Annotated in this window: 15 protein-coding genes and 2 pseudogenes; 13 read left to right on the top strand and 4 right to left on the bottom strand. The window is 57.2% G+C overall.

Annotation, left to right across the window (positions count from 1 at the left end):
- The 6 genes and pseudogenes from QP093_RS08650 to QP093_RS08675 all read left to right on the top strand — a co-directional run.
- Positions 1 to 483 (top strand): annotated as a pseudogene (locus QP093_RS08650) (hypothetical protein); the annotation flags it as partial.
- A gap of 696 nt (positions 484 to 1,179) precedes the next feature.
- The gene (locus QP093_RS08655) at positions 1,180 to 1,383 is read left to right on the top strand and encodes a hypothetical protein (protein WP_157886315.1); all 204 of its coding nucleotides are present in this window, start codon (positions 1,180 to 1,182) and stop codon (positions 1,381 to 1,383) included.
- The gene (locus QP093_RS08660; protein ID WP_285016116.1) at positions 1,380 to 1,856 is read left to right on the top strand and encodes a hypothetical protein; all 477 of its coding nucleotides are present in this window, start codon (positions 1,380 to 1,382) and stop codon (positions 1,854 to 1,856) included. Before QP093_RS08655 ends, QP093_RS08660 begins: the two co-directional genes overlap by 4 nt.
- 535 nt (positions 1,857 to 2,391) lie before the next feature.
- Positions 2,392 to 3,753: an MFS transporter gene (locus QP093_RS08665; RefSeq protein ID WP_285016117.1), complete on the top strand. Its 1,362-nt coding sequence runs from the start codon at positions 2,392 to 2,394 to the stop codon at positions 3,751 to 3,753.
- A 107-nt stretch (positions 3,754 to 3,860) separates the two neighbouring features.
- Positions 3,861 to 4,862, top strand: coding sequence for a LacI family DNA-binding transcriptional regulator (locus QP093_RS08670; protein WP_285016118.1), 1,002 nt, complete (start codon positions 3,861 to 3,863; stop codon positions 4,860 to 4,862).
- A 43-nt stretch (positions 4,863 to 4,905) separates the two neighbouring features.
- A complete protein-coding gene (locus tag QP093_RS08675; protein ID WP_285016119.1) occupies positions 4,906 to 5,943 on the top strand; it encodes a nucleoside hydrolase in 1,038 nt (345 codons plus the stop codon).
- 104 nt (positions 5,944 to 6,047) lie between these two features.
- Here QP093_RS08675 and QP093_RS08680 read toward each other — a convergent pair whose 3' ends face one another.
- Positions 6,048 to 7,274: a bacterial Ig-like domain-containing protein gene (locus QP093_RS08680; protein ID WP_285016180.1), complete on the bottom strand. Its 1,227-nt coding sequence runs from the start codon at positions 7,272 to 7,274 to the stop codon at positions 6,048 to 6,050.
- Positions 7,190 to 7,993 carry an MMPL family transporter gene (locus tag QP093_RS08685; protein ID WP_058236081.1) on the bottom strand — a complete coding sequence of 268 codons (804 nt, stop codon included), beginning with the start codon at positions 7,991 to 7,993 and terminating at the stop codon, positions 7,190 to 7,192. Before QP093_RS08685 ends, QP093_RS08680 begins: the two co-directional genes overlap by 85 nt.
- Positions 7,994 to 8,033: 40 nt before the next feature.
- Here QP093_RS08685 and QP093_RS08690 point away from each other — a divergent pair, with 40 nt between their 5' ends.
- From QP093_RS08690 to add, 6 genes are all read left to right on the top strand, one after another.
- The gene (locus QP093_RS08690; RefSeq protein WP_157843490.1) at positions 8,034 to 8,207 is read left to right on the top strand and encodes a hypothetical protein; all 174 of its coding nucleotides are present in this window, start codon (positions 8,034 to 8,036) and stop codon (positions 8,205 to 8,207) included.
- A 12-nt stretch (positions 8,208 to 8,219) separates the two neighbouring features.
- Positions 8,220 to 8,816 (top strand): type IIL restriction-modification enzyme MmeI, encoded by a 597-nt coding sequence (locus QP093_RS08695; RefSeq protein WP_058236080.1) that lies wholly within the window; start codon positions 8,220 to 8,222, stop codon positions 8,814 to 8,816.
- Between the two features lie 75 nt (positions 8,817 to 8,891).
- A complete protein-coding gene (locus QP093_RS08700) occupies positions 8,892 to 9,200 on the top strand; it encodes a DUF4230 domain-containing protein (protein ID WP_058236079.1) in 309 nt (102 codons plus the stop codon).
- A gap of 136 nt (positions 9,201 to 9,336) precedes the next feature.
- Entirely contained in the window at positions 9,337 to 10,764 is a 1,428-nt protein-coding gene (locus tag QP093_RS08705; RefSeq protein WP_285016120.1) for a purine-cytosine permease family protein, read from the top strand.
- A gap of 29 nt (positions 10,765 to 10,793) precedes the next feature.
- Positions 10,794 to 12,554: an adenine deaminase C-terminal domain-containing protein gene (locus QP093_RS08710; protein ID WP_058236077.1), complete on the top strand. Its 1,761-nt coding sequence runs from the start codon at positions 10,794 to 10,796 to the stop codon at positions 12,552 to 12,554.
- Between the two features lie 8 nt (positions 12,555 to 12,562).
- Entirely contained in the window at positions 12,563 to 13,561 is a 999-nt protein-coding gene (gene add, locus QP093_RS08715) for an adenosine deaminase (RefSeq protein ID WP_058236076.1), read from the top strand.
- A gap of 178 nt (positions 13,562 to 13,739) precedes the next feature.
- On the opposite strand, the pseudogene QP093_RS08720 reads toward add, so the two are convergent.
- A pseudogene (locus QP093_RS08720) lies at positions 13,740 to 14,135 on the bottom strand (DUF2254 family protein).
- Positions 14,136 to 14,189: 54 nt separating this feature from the next.
- The gene (locus QP093_RS10130) at positions 14,190 to 14,378 is read right to left on the bottom strand and encodes a hypothetical protein (protein ID WP_058236075.1); all 189 of its coding nucleotides are present in this window, start codon (positions 14,376 to 14,378) and stop codon (positions 14,190 to 14,192) included.
- Between the two features lie 233 nt (positions 14,379 to 14,611).
- Between QP093_RS10130 and QP093_RS10135 the strand changes: the two genes are divergently transcribed.
- Positions 14,612 to 16,933: a type I restriction-modification system subunit M gene (locus tag QP093_RS10135; RefSeq protein WP_285016121.1), complete on the top strand. Its 2,322-nt coding sequence runs from the start codon at positions 14,612 to 14,614 to the stop codon at positions 16,931 to 16,933.
- Positions 16,934 to 16,985: the final 52 nt, after the last annotated feature.

Consider the following 16,985-nt stretch of genomic DNA (forward strand, 5'->3'; position numbering starts at 1 on the left):
GGTCAGGAAGTGGCGCCGGGTACCGAGATTACTGTTAATGGTGACACGGTCGTGAAGGCTGTGTGGAAGAAGGTCCAGGTTTCTGTTAGCTACGACGGTAATGGTGGTAGCGGCAGTATGGATGGTGCGACTGTGGATAAGGGCAGTAAGTACACGGTGTTGCCTAATGGTTTTACTGCTCCGGATGACTCCCAGGAATTTAAGGCTTGGGAAGTTGATGGTCAGGAAGTGGCGCCGGGTACCGAGATTACTGTTAATGGTGACACGGTCGTGAAGGCTGTGTGGAAGAAGGTCCAAGTTGATAACCCGAATGGTGGGAGCAACAAGAACGGCGATGACGCCGTTAAAGCGTCTGAATCCCGCAAGTCTGGAAAGCTCTCGAAAACTGGATATGCTGGGATGCCGTATCAAGTCGCAGCGATGATTCTTGCAGCCGGCGGATTACTGATTGCTGCTGGTAGGAAGAAAGTCAGAAAGGACTAAAACTGAGAAGTTAAAGTAGCGTAAGCCGCCCATATGAGCAGTGAATATGGGCGGCTTCGCTATTTTCAAGGAACTTGTAAATATCGAAGTAAGGAACTGCTTCTGCTCTCTGCAAAGCAAAATTTCCTAAGGTTCTTGCAGCAGGAGATTGCTTCGTGAGCTTAATTAACCACCGTCACTCGTGGTTTGGGGATCATACCCGAATTATGAGTATTAATGCGTTGTTATTGGGGTTTGATGAGGGGGTATGAAGCTTTGAATTATTGTTCGACGAACACTTGTGATCGACCGGTTTGGGGTGCCTGGCAGTTAAATCACGTACTGACATTACCTCTAAAACGCAAGCTGACTTGTTTATAAAACTACTGCTAGAAGGATATTTTATTAAGGAACTCGTGATAATTAAAACCTCTTTTGTCACTAAAACGGCCTGATGCTGGAAAGTTGGAGTGCCTAACGCGCAAGTTACCGGCGTGATATATGGGGCAGATCGTTATCGATGGGATCTGCATTCCCTATAACTGGTGTAAATCAGACTGGGTTTGTGAGAGGGCATGATATACCTAGCAAGGTTTTTCTATAGCTATCAGTGCTTATGACCAGGAGGCCAGGGAGCGGTCGGTGAGGATATGCTTTGATATCCTTAATGGCGGTGCCTCGTCGAAGCCGGCAGCTATTCGTGTTGTGGAAGCAAAGATGGGAATCGAAGCATCCACGTTGCGCAACTGGATGAGAAAGGCTGAACAGGCCGAGGCGCTGGAAGTAGCAGCCAGTGAGGCGGATAAAGATGCCGAACTTAACAAGCTACGCGAGGAAAATGCCCGGCTTGAGGAAGCCGACGAGATCTTGAAGCTGACGTCAGCTTTTTTGCCCAGACGGAGCGTGACCGCACTCAAGTGATTGTGAATTTTCTGCATATTCACCGGCACTTGTATTCCATCGAGCGGATGTGCCACGTGTTCAACGAGCACGAATACGACATTTCGCCAGCAACCTACTATACCGTTACATCAGCCGGGTTGACCCCCACACAGGCCGAACTCGAGGAAGCGTATGCTGCCCACAAGCTGTACACGCTGTGGGTGAAGGCGAGGCGCATCTATGTGGCAGGCGCAAACTGCTGGAAAGCAGCCCTGCGCGCTGGATGGCGGATTGTCCGTGACCAGGTACAACGACTGATGAACATCCTGGGAATCAAGCGTGCGCCGGAAGAAGTCGCAACGCACCCCGATCAGTGGCGGGCGGCGGATTTCACCTACGTTTCTACCTTGCAGGGGGGATATGCGTCAGTTCTGTTGAGGACGTGTGCACCAGAGAAATCCTTGCAGTCGTCGACACCCAGACGGATAACAGTCTGGTCGCATGTGCCTTGAGGCAGGCGTTGGCCACACGGAAGTGTCAGGACTCGTTCTTTAAGTCTGCTGGGGTCATACATCACTCCGATGCGGGTAGTCTGTATACCTTGACTGATCTGCGCGACCTGCTGCAACGCACGGGATAGTTGGCTCAATCGGTACCGTTGGGGATGCCTACGACGATGGGCTGATGGAGTCAGCCATTGGGCTGCACAAGTCCGAGCTGATTGACGTTGAAGTTGCTGCCTGGGCCAACAGGCAAGAAGGGAGACCGCGACTATCGGATGGGGCCACCGGTGCAATACCGGCAGGTTGTATTCATCGATTGGGGACATCCCACCCAGTGAGAGATACACCAACCATTTTCAACACGCAGCCTTCAAGGCTGCCTCACACGCCGCTCTCAAAACTCAGGCCAATTCAGTATGCGCCTGGATTCCCTCCGTTTAGTGAGGCGTTTCGAGTGACCAGAGTGTTTTGCACCCTCGTATCTATACGTATAGAATGCGTCACGCATAATTCAATGGTGAACCTGTGAAACAGGGGAGGGCAGATGCCGCACATCAAGCATCGCAATCAAATAGCCGATCAACACTTCGAAAGTACCCACGGACGCAAATCTTTCTGGTCCGCAATCGTGTCAATCTGGCTGGGCACGACGATGGAATACGTCGACTTCGCACTGTATGGAATGGCAGCGGGCCTGGTCTTCAGCGATGTCTTCTTCCCTGAACAAACCAAGATCATCGCATTGCTCTCCGCGTTCATCACCTACGCGGTCGGCTTCCTGGCCCGCCCCGTGGGCGCATTCGTGCTGGGACGGCTCGGTGATCGCGTCGGCAGGAAGAAAATCCTTGTCTTCACCGTCGCCCTCATGGGTATCGCAACCTCGGGAATCGGCCTTCTGCCCACATACGCCACCATCGGAATCTGGGCGCCGATCCTGCTCGCCCTGCTGCGCATCTGCCAGGGATTCGGTGCAGGTGCCGAACTTTCCGGCGGCGCAGTCATGCTGGCCGAATATGCACCCACCCGCCACCGCGGCCTGGTCGCCTCGCTGATCGGTGTCGGCTCCAACAGCGGCACGCTGCTCGCCTCGATCGTGTGGCTGCTGGTCCTGCTGCTGCCGCACGAACAGGTCATTTCCTGGGGATGGCGAATCCCGTTCCTGTGCTCTGTGCTGGTCGCAGCATTCGCACTGTTCCTTCGCCGCTCGATGGATGAAAGCCCCGTCTTCAAGACCTATCAGGAGAAGAAAACACGCGAACTGGCCGACCTCGACAAGGCGGAAAACGAGCCCGCCAAGTCGACCTTCGGGTGGAAAGCCTTCCTGGTCATGCTGGGTCTGCGCATCGGTGAAAACGGCCCGTCCTACATGGCTCAGGGATTCCTGGTCGGCTACACCGTCAACGCGCTGGGCATGAACAAGTCCGTCCCCACGACCGCAGTGCTGATTGCGTCAATCCTCGGTTTTGCTGTCATCCCACTGTCCGGCTGGTTGTCCGACAGGTTCGGACGACGCATCACCTATCGCGTCTTCTGCGCCCTGCTCGTCATCTACGGCGTGCCCGCATTCTTCCTCATGGAATCGCGTGACGCCCTCGTTGTCGGAGCAGTCATCGTGGTCGGCATGTGTCTGGGTTCCCTCGGAATCTTCGGCGTGCAGGCTGCCTACGGCGTCGAACTGTTCGGCGTCGGCCACCGCTACTCAACAATGGCGGTTGCCAAGGAACTGGGATCCATCCTGTCAGGCGGAACCGCTCCGATGGTCGCGTCAGCACTGCTGGCTGCGACCGGCTCGTGGATCCCGCTGGCCATCTACTTCATGGTCACCGCTGGAATCGGCTTCATCACCACGTTCTTCGCACCGGAGACTCGAGGCCGCGACCTCACACTGATCGAAGATGCCATCTAGGCCACGATGCTAAAGTGAAAGACGGGAAATCGGCTTCATGCACGATGCCGGTTTTCTGTCTTTGCTTTAGCGCGACGAGGACGCCCTGACCCCAAGCAGACATCGATATGGCGAAAAGAGCTACTCAGAACGACGTTGCCAAGCTGGCGGGCACGTCAACAGCCGTCGTGAGCTACGTGATCAACAACGGTTCGCGCCCCGTCGCTCCCGAAACCCGCAAACGTGTGCTGGAAGCGATTAAGCAGACCGGCTACCGTCCGAACAACGCGGCCAGGGCACTGCTGACAGGCAAAGGCACGACCTTCGGAGTGGTCGTCCCTGACCTGGCGAACCCGTTCCTGGCACACATGCTCCAAAGCATCGAAGACGAGTTCTACGATCATGGGTATTCGCTGCTGGTCGCTGATTCACACGACTGCCTCAAGCGAGAAGAAGACATCATCGAGACTATGATGAGCCAGCAGGTCGCCGGCTTGGTGTGGTACTCGGTTGACCAGCCGCCGCCTTCTCACCTGCTGAAAGACCTTGCGCGGCCGGTGGTATTCGCTAATGCGTGCACTCCGACAGACACTGGCGAAGCCGCAGGGCAACGCATCAGCGTCCTGGAAGACGAACGAGGAAGCGCCGCAAAGCTGACACGCGAACTCAAGAAACGCGGCTGCAGGACCATCGGGCACCTGGGCGGGCCGCGCGGACGCATCAACTCTGCCGAACGCAGCCGAGGCTGGTTCGATGCCCTCGACGACGGTTCAGACGGCAATCCCGAAGATCACCCCCACCACCTGAGTGCCCCCTACACGTACGAGGGCGGCTGGCAGATGGCCGAACACTTTGTGAACCTGGGCTGTGACGGGGTGGTCGTGTCCAATGAGATGCAGGCAGTAGGGCTCATGGCGCGCCTGGCATCACTGGGCGTGCGTATCCCCGACGACATCAGTGTGGTGGCCATGCACATCACTGCGCATGCCGAATACTGTGTGCCGGCACTGTCGGGAATCCACGTGGATATGGCTGATCTGTCAGCTCAGATCGCCACCTCGCTGCTGGGGTCAGGCGCGGCCGCCACCATCGTTCCGACAACATACTTCGTAGAGCGGGCCAGCTGTTAGCCCGCTCCTCACTCTCACTTCACGAAAGTTTCAGGTTTTATTGATGCCACTCATCATTGACTGCGACCCCGGCAACGGCATTCCAGGTGCGAACGTCGACGACGCGCTGGCACTGTGCTTAGCGTGGTCCAGCCCCCAGCTGGATCTGGCGTCGGTGTGGACGGTCTTTGGAAACGTCAGCGCCGCGGAAGGCGCGCAGGCGGCGCATCGGTTGGCGCAGACATTCGGGGTGAGCACCCCGATCCTCACAGGATGCGACGCTCCCCTCGACACATATGTGTCACGCGGAGCCTGGCGGGACAAGATGGAAACGCCCCGTCGCGCGCCTGACGTTGAGCGCCTGTGGCAAGGGGAGGAGCACTCCGCGCAAGGGGAGTCGGCACAGCAGGATGCGTCTGATCCGTGCGAGTCCGCGCAGGAAGTGGCGGCACGGCTGGCTCACGATGTCATGTCGCACGTACACGGCGGCCCGGTCACAATCGCTGCCCTCGGGCCGCTGACCGACATTGGAGCACTGATCCGGTTCGAGCCGGAAGCTGCCCGACATGTGGCAGAGATCCGCATGATGGGCGGATGCCAGGGGTACGACGACCTTGTCGACACGAACTTTGCGATCGACCCGCTGGCGGCCTCCATCGTGTTCGCCTCTGGAATCGACCTGACAGTTGTGCCACTCGATGTCACGCGCACGACGCACCTTTCGCGCGAGCGGTGGGAACAGGTCAGGCAACGTGCCGGCGACCTGCCCGAGCAGCGTGAGCGGGCCGAAGCCATTGATGCATGGCTGAGTCCGTGGATCGAATACAGCACGCGCACGCGGCCGGTGGACGGCATGTGGGTACACGACATGGTGGTCATCGCCCAGATGCTGTGCCCGGAGGTTGTCGAGGAGGAGGCAGGCCGCTTTATGCTGGCACGCGACCCCAGGGGCAAACTGCTGGAGGCCTGCGATGGGGGATTGAGCGAGGGCACCCGCGGCGACGAGGAATTCCTTGCCAAGCCAAGACAGGTTAACATGGTGACCGCTGTTGATAACGACAGGCTGTTGACGCTGTGGACGAACGTCGTCCTCGGCGTGTAGAGCCATTGCGCGTGGCTTCTCACTGGCACAACTCGGTATGATATTTTCAGGCGTAACAAAAGTGGGGCCCGACGAATCGGACCCCACTTTCGTGTTACCTCCGGTTAGTGCTTCCTGCGGCGTACGAGCGCCGCACCACCAGCCAGTGCGAACAGTGCCGCAATTCCGGCTCCTGTTGCGTTCGAACCAGTGGCTGCCAGTCCGGGCTTGCCAGTCGAGCTGATCGAGTACTTACCGTTAGCACCCTCAGCGTCGGGGATGGCGCATTCGACCTTCGGCTCTTCCGGTCGTGGCTTCACCATGAGTTTCGCAGTCTTGGTGACCGTGGCACCATTTTGGTCGGTAGCCGTGAACTCAATCTGATACTCGCCAGCCTTGTTGGCGTCAAACTTCGAGTCTGGATTGGCCAGTGTCTTACCTCCGGTTGCCTTGGAAACCATGGAGGACAGGTCGATCTGGTCGCCTTCCCAGATCTCCAGATCCTTCAGCTCCAGTGTCGGCGCGGGCTTCACTTCCGCGATGCGCTTCTTGACGATCAAGTTCGCGGTCTCTTTGGTCTCAACGCCGTCGGCATTGGTAACGGTGACTTCAACCGGATATGTGCCAGCGACAGCTGAATTGAACTCGGCGTTCAAATCAGGAACCGGGGTACTGTCGGTCCCCTCTTTGGTGATCATGTCCGCAAGTTTGAAGGGCTCACCCTCCCAAATCGTAACGTCCTTAACGGCAAGCTTCGCCGGGGGATTCTTCACTGTCAGGCGAGCAGTCTTCGTGACGCTGGTAGTCCCATCCTCGCTGGTGACCGTGTAGGTCAGGTCGTAGGTTCCAGGCTTGTTCACGTCGTACTTCGAATTCGGGTCGAGCGTAACGTTCCCGCCAGCGGAGTTCGTGACGAGGGTGTCGAAGTCCCCACCGAACTCAATGGTCTTATCAGCAACCTCAAGAGTCGGGTTAATGACCAGGTTTGCCGTAGCAGTATTGCTCTTCACACCAAATTCATCGGTGACCGTGAAGGTCAGCGGGAAAGTACCAGCCTTGCTGGAGTTAGCCGGGGCGCCCTCAATCTTGACGTCATCTTTCAGGTCGCGGCCCTTGTAGTCGGTGGCAGACACGAGCAACGACTGGGGATCGAGCGTGTCACCGACGGTAATCGCCAGGTCTTTCGCTACGACCTTCGGAGCGATGGCCCACTGCGCCCTTAGCCTGACGATTCCACCTGTGATGTGGAGGTTTTTGGTGTCAGTGGTTAAAGTATCGACTTCGTCGAACTGATAAGGGTTTTGTCTGGTGAATGTCTTGTCCTCATTATTGAGATTGAGCGTGGGATCCAGCTTGCTCGTTCCGGACCAGCCTCGGCCAGCTTCTGCCATGGCCACCAGATCTGAGGGCCGATGTTGAGCACCAAGCCTGGGATCAGCAGCGTTCGGACGATGAGCGTGTCTTTGAGCACGCCGTACGCGACGATGAACGCCAGCTGGATCATGAACATCAACGGGATGACGACGAGCGCGGAGAACGTCGCGGCGAGCACGGTGCCTGCCGACGTAATGGCGCCGCCTGTCACCGTCAGCGCCTTGAGGATTCCTGGGCGTGTTCCGATGTGATGGGCCTCCTCGCGGGCACGCGTCATGAGGAAGATTGTGTAGTCGATGCCAAGCGCAACCAGGAATAAGAAGCCACACAGTGCTACGGATGGGTCGGCGCCGGGGAACTTCAGCACGTGGTTGCACGCAAGCGAGGCTGTACCCAGGGCAGTGCCGAAGGAGATCACTGTTGCGGCGATGAGGATGGTGGGGAGCAACAATGCGCGCAGCAGGATGGCCAGAATCACCCACACAACGACGAGCGCGAGGGGGATGATGACGCGCAGGTCACGTTCGCCAGTCAGGTTGGTGTCGATGTCCGTGGCGGTAATGCCGCCGACGAGCACGGAGTCTAAGAGCGCATGCAGTTCGTCACGAATCTTTGCAACAGTCGACTCGGCTTCCCTCGAATCTGAAGCGTCGCTGAGGGTGGCGTGGATGTAGACGCGGCCGTCGAGGACGGCCATGGCATCGTCGATGTTTTCCTGGGAAGAATAATCTGCGCAGGTGATCCAGCCCCTGCATCGAAGTGTTCGTCAAGAAGTCTTTGGCCTTACTGACCCGGATTCGCTTCGCTCCAGCCGCGAGAAAGCTGCCTCGATTGATGCGGGGGCGTTGGTTGGAAAGCTCCGTGCTGCGTTGCTGGAGCAATATATCGATCCGAAAACCACGCAGGCTTAACACGCGCTCAACGTGCTGTGTGTTCGAATCGTGTTCTGCCTGTTCGCTGAGGATGCGGGACTGTTCGAGAAGGACGCGTTCTACCGGTATCTGTCCTCTTTCGATGCACAGCAGCTGCGTTCGGCTCTCCTCGAGTTGTTTAAGGTGCTCGATACGCCGGTTCCTGACCGCGATCCGTACCTGTCGGATCGTCTGCGGGCTTTCCCCTATGTCAACGGTGGTCTGTTCAAGGGGAACGTGGAAATACCGAATTTCACTGAATCGATCCGCTCCCTTCTGCTGAACGAGGTGGCGCAGGATACAGATTGGTCGCAGATTTCACCGACCATTTTCGGTGGGGTTTTTGAATCGACCTTGAACCCTGAAACTCGTCGTTTCGGCAGTATGCACTATACCAGTCCGGAAAACATCCACGAGGTCATTGATCCTCTGTTCCTTGACGATCTTCGCAGCGAGCTCGACACGTTTCTGACTGCAGATGGGCTTACTGAGCGTCAACAAGACAACCGGCTGCGCATGTTCCACGAGAAACTGGGTTCGTTAACTTTCTTTGAAGGTTTCAACCCGACTTGGATACAAAATCGCAGCACAGTCGCGCTGGGGGCGTGAGTGGTTCAAATGGGAGGTCGTTGGTTCAGTTCCGAGAGAATGAAGTATTAGGTTGAAGATTTGCTGTGTGGAAGGGTGCGGCCAACCAGGAGCGTTTACGACGCGCACGCGGCCGACGTTCTGGGCGAGTCGATAGACCCGGCCAGTGTCGAGATTTATGACCAGTCGTTCAACCCGCTAAACCAGGTCTCGGTGGACGACGTGACAGATTTTCTCAGCGCCGAGACTGATAAGAACAGGGACGAAGCGATCAAGGGAGGTCCGCTGCAGAAATCAGAGGAGCACACCGCGAGGCTGCTGAAGTCCCACGTTAAGGCGGTGCTCGTGGGCACGGACAAGGCCGACTACGAGGTAGAGGTTAAGTTCGCCGGCGGGAACGTGTGACAGCTCTATTTCTTTAGGGACGGCGTTAAACCAGAAATCGCTTAACAGCAAGTTGAATCGGCCTAGTCAGTTCTATAAACTCTGGATCGGATCCTAACCCAGTTCGGCTGGGCACCTTGAAAACTAAGGAGACGATTTGTCAGATCCAGCGGCTCTTGAAACCTCTTCAGGTATCGATCAACAGGGCATTGATCTCGTCCCACCAAATCGTCGGCACGGAAAAGCCATCGACTTATTCTTCCTCTGGGCCGGTACAACCACGAACATCTTCACCGTCTCTTACGGCGCGCTGCTGGTGATTCTTTTCGGCCTCAGTTTCTGGCAGGCTATCGCGGCGATCGTCATCGGCAACCTAATCGCCTACCCGTTGCTGGCGCTGGCCTCGTTGCAGGGCCCCAAGACCGGCACGACCAACATGACGATCAGCCGCTCTAGCCTGGGTCCTCGAGGCGGACGAGCAAATGGCCTGTTCTCGTGGCTGATGCTGCTCGGCTTCGAAGCTGCCGGTCTGGTGCTCGTTTATTACGCGATTGCCGCGCTACTAGGCATTTTCGGCGTCGATATCTCGGGCGTTACGCAGGTCGTGCTCATCGTGGTGCTCGGCCTTATCCAAATGCTGCTGCCGCTGATCGGCTACAACTTCCTGATGGCAGCGCAGAAATTCGCCACAATCATTTTCGCCTGCGCGTTCGTAATCCTGGCAGTGCTGATCCTGCCCAAGGTAAACATCGCGACGGGCGAGGTAGGCGCCGACATCAACGCGATGATCAGCGCGATCAGTCTAGTAGTGGTCTCCGGCGGCCTGAGTTGGGCATGCTCCGGCTCGAACTTCTCACGATATTTGCCCGAAGAAACCAGCCCGTTATCGGTTAGCACCTGGGCCGCGCTGGGCGGTTTCGTGCCGTACCTCTTGCTGCAGAGCCTAGGCGCCGCCATGGCTACGGTCGCAGTCGGCCCCGACGTTGACCTCTCCGACCCGCTAGCCGTTCCCGCGATCTTGCCTGCGGGGTTCTCTGTGCCGTTTCTGCTTCTAGTGGGCTTCGGCCTGATGGTACAAAACGGCACCAACCTTTATTCGTCGTCACTTAACCTGCAGACCGCCGGCATCCCGGCAAAGCGCCCGATGGTTGTCGTCACTGACTCGATAATTTGCATCTTGATCACTATCTTCGCGGTCGCCCAGTCGTCGTTCTACGCGCTGCTGAGCGCCTTCGTCGGTTCGCTGAGCGTCTGGCTAGCACCTTGGATCACGATCTATCTCGTCGATTGGGTTATGAGACGCGGCAATTACGATCTGGCTGGCTTGATGAACGACAAGGGCGGGGTCTACTGGGGTGTCGGGGGCGTGAAGCTGCCCGGATTCGTCTCGCTGATTGCCGGAATGATCGGTTCCGCGCTATTTGCCAACACCGGATATTTCATCGGCCCGATTGCAGCTGCGATCTCGCCGCAACACCCGGAATATGCCCCTGACTTGGCGATTCCCGCCGGGATAGTGGTCAGCGGCCTCCTGTTCATAGCACTCACAATCACCAATAAGAAGAAGAATTTAGGGATCGCGTGACCGCGCGCCCGCAAAGCTAAGGAGTAGAAATGCCTAACCGGCACGTAATGGATGTGGCCTACGGCAGGGCACATGCTGACAAAATCATCGAAAACGGCAAGCTGGTTAATGTCCTAACTGGCGAAATCTATCCAGCAGACGTGGCCATCGCGGACGGCCGTGTGGCTGCCGTCGGCGACGTGTCTGCGCAGAAGGGCCCCGATACCGAGATCATCGACGCCGAGGGCCGCTACCTGACCCCGGGTCTGATCGACGGCCACATGCACATCGAGTGCTCGAAGCTCTCTGTGACGATGCTCGCCGACATGGTCGCACGTTATGGCACCACCTCGGTCATCTCCGGACTCGATCAGGTGTTGGTCGCCGCAGGCATTGACGGCGTGAAGGAGTTCCTGGCGGAGGCCGCCGACTCGTCGGTACACGTCTGGTGGGGAGCACCGGCTAAGGCGCCCTACACCATCCCCGAGTCCAACGTCGGTTATGCGTTCAAGGCCGAGGACCACAAGATAGCCCAGGAGATGCCCGAGTGCGTCGGCCTGTGGGAGACGGTTCAGGAGATGGTTGAGGACGGTGACGAGGACGTTCTGGCCGCGATGGACATTGCGGAGAAGAACCGACTGCACGCCTTCGGCTGCGCGCCTCTGGTGGACGCCCGCAGGGTGGCTGGATACGCCTCTTCCGGGGTTGTCCTATGTCACGAGTCATACTCGCCTGAGGAAGAGCTGGAGAAGATGCGCAACGGCATCGACATCATCATCAGGGAGTCTACCGCGGCCCCGATGCTGCGCGAGAACATCAAGCTGGTCACCGAGATGGGCGCCCCGAGCGACCGTGTCGGTTTCTGCACCGACGACATAACCTCGAGCGATGTGCTTGGCCGTGGCCATCTCGACTACGTGGTTCGCCTGGCCATCGAGTGCGGCGTGACCCCGATGCAGGCAATTCAGATGGGCTCGATCAACACCGCCCGCATGTACAAGCTCGATCACAAGATCGGCTCGATCGCACCCGGCCGCTTCGCCGACATCCTGTTCGTGGACGACCTGAATGACTTCCGACCCGCACGCGTGATGACCGCTGGCCGCATCGTCGCCGAGAACGGCAAGTCGGTCGTAGCTCCGGTGGCGCCCGAGCGCACCTCGGTTGTCGCCGACACCTTCAAGCTGAAGGAAGTGGACGCAAGCCGCATCAAGGTCGAGGCCGAGGGCTCCAAGGCAGTCGTTCAGGCGATAGTGCTCAGCAAGGACGTGGCCTTCCGCCGTCCCGGCGCGGAGATCGAGCTGGACATCGTCGACGGCGTGGTTCAGCCCTGCATCGAAAAGGACGCAATCATGGTTGCCGTCGCCGAGCGCTACGGCAAGACCGACAACCTGCCGGTTGCCTTCATCAACGGTTTCGGTATCAAGAAGGGTGCGATCGCGACCTCCAACTCGCCAGATGACAACAACGTCGTGGTGGCCGGAACCAATGCGGCAGACATGGCCCTCGCCATCAACGAGGTGACTAGGCTTGGAGGTGGCCAGGTGGCTGTTGCCGATGGCGACGTCATCGGCAGGCTGCCACTGCCGGTAGCCGGCATCGTAGCTGACATTCCAGCTGAGGAGATGGCCGCTGCCGAACAGGAGATGGATCGCATCGCCCGCGATGAGTTGGGCAGCGACCTGCCGTCGCCATTCGGCCAGCTGTTGTTCCTGTCGATCACCGCAATCCCGGAGTGGGCGATCACCGATCTGGGCCTGATCGACTGCGTCAAGTTCGTCGTCACCGATCCCGTAATTTCCAGCAACTAGGAGTCAAAGTGAAGATTTCACCCTTCGTTCAGAAACTGCCCAAGGTAGAGCTGCACCTACACATCGAGGGCACGCTCGAGCCGGAGCTGAAGTTCAAGCTCGCCGAGCGCAATGGCATCAAGCTCGCCGAGGAAACCCCCGAGCAGGTTCGCGAATCATACGATTTCGACGATCTGGCGTCCTTCCTGGCTGCGTACTACGACGGCATGAACGTGCTGCTGACCGCCGAGGATTTTTACGACCTAGCCATGGCATACCTGAGCAAGGCAGCCGAGCAGAACGTGCGCTACGTGGAAATGTTCTTCGACCCCCAGGCGCACACCTGCCGTGGCGTCTCGTTCCACACCGTCATCCATGGCCTGCACCGCGCTCAGGTCGAGGCCGAGAAGAAGTTGGGCATCAAGTCGGCTCTGATCATGTGCTTCCTGCGCGACTTCCAGGCCGAGTACGCGATGGCCACGCTGACCCAGGCCCTGGATTACAAGCACTGGATCATCGGCGTCGGGCTGGACTCCGACGAGACTGGCAACGCGCCTGAGAAGTTCGCCGAGGTCTTCGCTCGCGCTCGTGAGGAGGGCTTCCTGCTGACTATGCACGCCGACGTCGACATTAAGAACTCGATCGAGCACATCCGCCAGCTGATCGAGGAGATCAAGGTTGACCGCATCGACCACGGCACTAACGTCAGCGAGAACCCCGACTATGTGCAGTATCTGGTGGACAACAAGATCGGCCTGACCAGCTGCCCGATTTCCAACACCTGGGTTTCGGACGGCTCCAAGACTCAGCTGATCAAGCAGTTATCTGACAAGGGAATTAAGATCTGCATCAATTCCGACGACCCTGCATATTTCGGCGGCTACATCGGCGAGAATCTGCAGCTAGTTGCCGATGAGTTGGACGCAGACGAGGACTTCCTCAAGCAACTCTGCCTGAATGCGGTGGATATTTCGTGGGCCACCCCGACGCTCAAGCATCAGCTGCGGGAAGAGATTGCCGCCTGCTAAACCTTTCCAGCAACATAATTGGAGCCTTGGCTCCATGAAGCTGCTCCTCCGCACTTCGACTCGGAGGGGCAGCTTTTATCTTTAGACGCCGCTTTCTCGCGAGGGATCCTTCAGCAGATCCTTCTCCCAGGCTGCCTTCTTCACACTTTCTAGGTCGACCGGGTCCTCGATATGTTTCTCAGCAGCCGCAATGATTCGCTTCTGCTGCTTGACAACGAAGCGCTTGATGTTTTTGGTCGGCGACGCTATAAACCGATTCGAGAACCTGCAGCAGCGAGATCACTACTAGGGGTTCGTCGGAACCATTGCGACGTATCTCGCCGCAGAAGTCGTCAATTATCTCCTCGAGTTCCCTCGCGACCGCCCAGACCAGTAGCCTGCCGTTCTCGTCGCGCTTAACCTGCGGGTAGATCGGGTTCTCAACCAGGTCTCGAAGGCTGGTTTAGCACTGCCCGGTGGTGCGGAAGACCGTAGTCGGATCGTTGACGCCGGAACTCAAGGCTCGTACGCCGATATCGAGCACCTGGCGCAGCTCAGCGTTGATGCCATGTTTTTCGACGGGGACGCCGAACATGCGCGACGCGGTCTCGCAGTACAGATCCTTGCCTTGTTCAAACGCTGCCAGGGTTCATGCTTCTCCGGCGAGCCAGGCGATGACACGGGCTTCAATCGCGAAGTAGTCAGCGACGATGAACCGGCATCCGGCGTTGGGGATGAACGTGGCACGGATCAACTGGCTCAGGGTGTCTGGCACGGAGTCGTAGAGCAGTTCGAGCGCGTCGAGGTCAGGCAGATAGTTACGCGGTAGGTTCTGCACCTGGACGAGGCGTCTGGCGAACCTACCGGCGTGCCCCGCGCCGTAGAACTGGATGAGGCCGCGTGCCCGACCGCCCGCTTCTGCGCGTTGACTTTAAGGAGTATTCAAGGGGGTGTGGCCGGCCAAACTGCTTTAGTGCATGTTGCGCGCAATCTTTGTCCTACTCTCTCGTTATCCTTATGAAAGTGGCCCGTTGCGGCGTTTAAACTGGTTAGTGGTATCGGGAGTTTATTGTGGGTAGTGAGGCTCAAAGACAAGAGCTACATCGGACTACCTGGCGTATTGCTAATGATCTACGCGGGTCGGTAGATGGCTGGGATTTCAAACAGTACGTGCTCGGCATGCTGTTTTACCGCTTCATTTCCGAACGTTTTGTTCAACACGTGAACCGGCTGGAGCGCGAGACGGATCCCGATTTTGACTACGTTCAACTTCCCGATGATCTAGCCGAGTATGGTCGCGATAGTTCGGTTGCAGAACTAGGCTTTTTTATTCGCCCTTCCGAACTTTTTGAGAACGTGCGCAAGAACGCGGCTTCTGACCCGGATTTGAATGAGCGGCTTGAGCAGGTTTTTCGCAATATTGAGGGTTCAGCTGTTGGCTCCCAGTCAGAGGGCGACATTAAAGGCTTGTTCGATGACTTGGATGTGAACAGCGCGAAGCTTGGTAATACCGTGGCGGCTCGTAATGCGAAGCTGGTGCGGATTTTGAATGAGATTGGGAATCTACCACTTGGTGATTTCAGCTCTCACTCGATTGACATGTTTGGGGATGCTTACGAGTTCTTGATGACAATGTACGCATCTTCAGCAGGCAAGTCGGGTGGCGAGTTCTTCACCCCGCAGGACGTTTCTGAACTGCTTGCGCGCCTAACTTTGGTGGGTAAAACCAAGGTGAACGGCGTGTATGATCCAGCGTGCGGCAGCGGCAACTTCCTGACGGAAACCTACATTGAGCTGCGGCGCCTGGAGAACGTCATTATAGGCGAGTTGCTGCGTGACCAGACGATGTTCGACTTTGAGGAGTTTGGAGACAGTCCGGTCAAAGTGTCGCTGCGTCAGTTTTACGGGATTGAGATCAACGACTTCGCGGTGTCTGTTGCGCGCACGGCCCTGTGGATTGCGGAGCTGCAGGCAAACATTGAATCTGAGACGATCATTTTGCGTGAGATCGACGACCTCCCGTTGCGAGATTCGGCGTCCATTCACGAAGGCAATGCGCTGACTATGGACTGGCAGAGCGTTCTGCCTGCTCAGCGATGCAGTTTCGTGATGGGGAATTCGCCTTTCATCGGCTACTCGAACAAGTTTGCTCAGCAGCGAGCAGATATGGAGCTGGTCTTTGACGGCATGAAGCAGCACGGTTTGCTGGATTATGTCGCTGGTTGGTACCGCAAAGTGGCGGATTACATGAAGGGAACTTCGATCGAGGCTGCCTTTGTTTCCACGAATTCGATCTGCCAGGGTCAGCAGGTGGCGCCATTGTGGCGACCGCTCTTCGAACGCGGAATCACCATCAACTTTGCGCATCGATCATTTGTGTGGGGCAACGAGGCGAGTGATCAGGCACATGTCCACGTCGTCATCGTCGGCTTCAGCTATGTTGCGCGGAAAAAGAAGGTGCTTTTTGACGTTCAAGAAATTGACGAGGGCGTCTCGCAATCGGTGGGCAATATCAATGGCTATCTTGTTGACGCTGCGAATGTCTTTATCGAACGTCGCAGCAAACCGCTGTGCGATGTGCCCCCTATGGTGAGAGGTTCCCAGCCGACGGACGACGGGAATTTGTTGATGATGGAAGCGGAAAAGGAGGCTCTGCTCGCAGTCGAGCCAAGAGCGGAGAAATGGATACGCCGCTTCTCGATGGGTGAAGAGTTCATCAAAGGCAGGAAACGATATTGTTTGTGGCTTGTTGACTGCACGCCACAGGAATTGCGCGTGATGCCGCATGTTCTCGAACGAGTACGCAGGGTAAGAGAATTCAGAGAGAACTCGGTGAAGGCCGCTACCCGGAAGAAAGCAGAAACTCCGTGGCTTTTTGATGAAGTGAGAGCGCCGAAGGGGGATCGATTCATTGGTGTTCCTCCAGTTTCGTCGGAGCGTCGCAAATATATCCCAGTCGATTTTGTTGATAACGGAATGATCCCAGGGAATAAGCTCTATTTCATAGCCGATGCGGGACTTTATGAGTTTGGGATTTTTACTTCTCAATTCCATAATGCATGGACTCGGGTAGTGACGGGCAGGCTAAAGAGCGACTATAACTACTCGAATACCATCGTGTATAACAATTTTGTGTGGCCGAAGGCTAATGATGCGCAGCGTGCACTCGTTGAGCAAAAGGCGCAGGCGGTTCTTGATGCGCGGGATCAATACCAGGGCGCAGCATTGGCTGACCTGTACGATCCAGACAATGCGTGGCTGTACCCGGCGCTGACCCGCGCCCATCACGAACTTGATGCAGCGGTTGAAGCTGCGTATGGTGTGGACTTTGACGGTGACGAGCGGAAGATCGTCGCGCACTTGTTCGACCTGTACGTACAGGCGACTACGTAGGTGATCGCGGGCCCACGCACTGGCCCAGCGCTCGCTCCGTTATCCGTAGGCC

This window comes from Pauljensenia sp. UMB10120, from assembly GCF_030212035.1.
Classification (GTDB): Bacteria; Actinomycetota; Actinomycetes; order Actinomycetales; family Actinomycetaceae; genus Pauljensenia; species Pauljensenia radingae_A.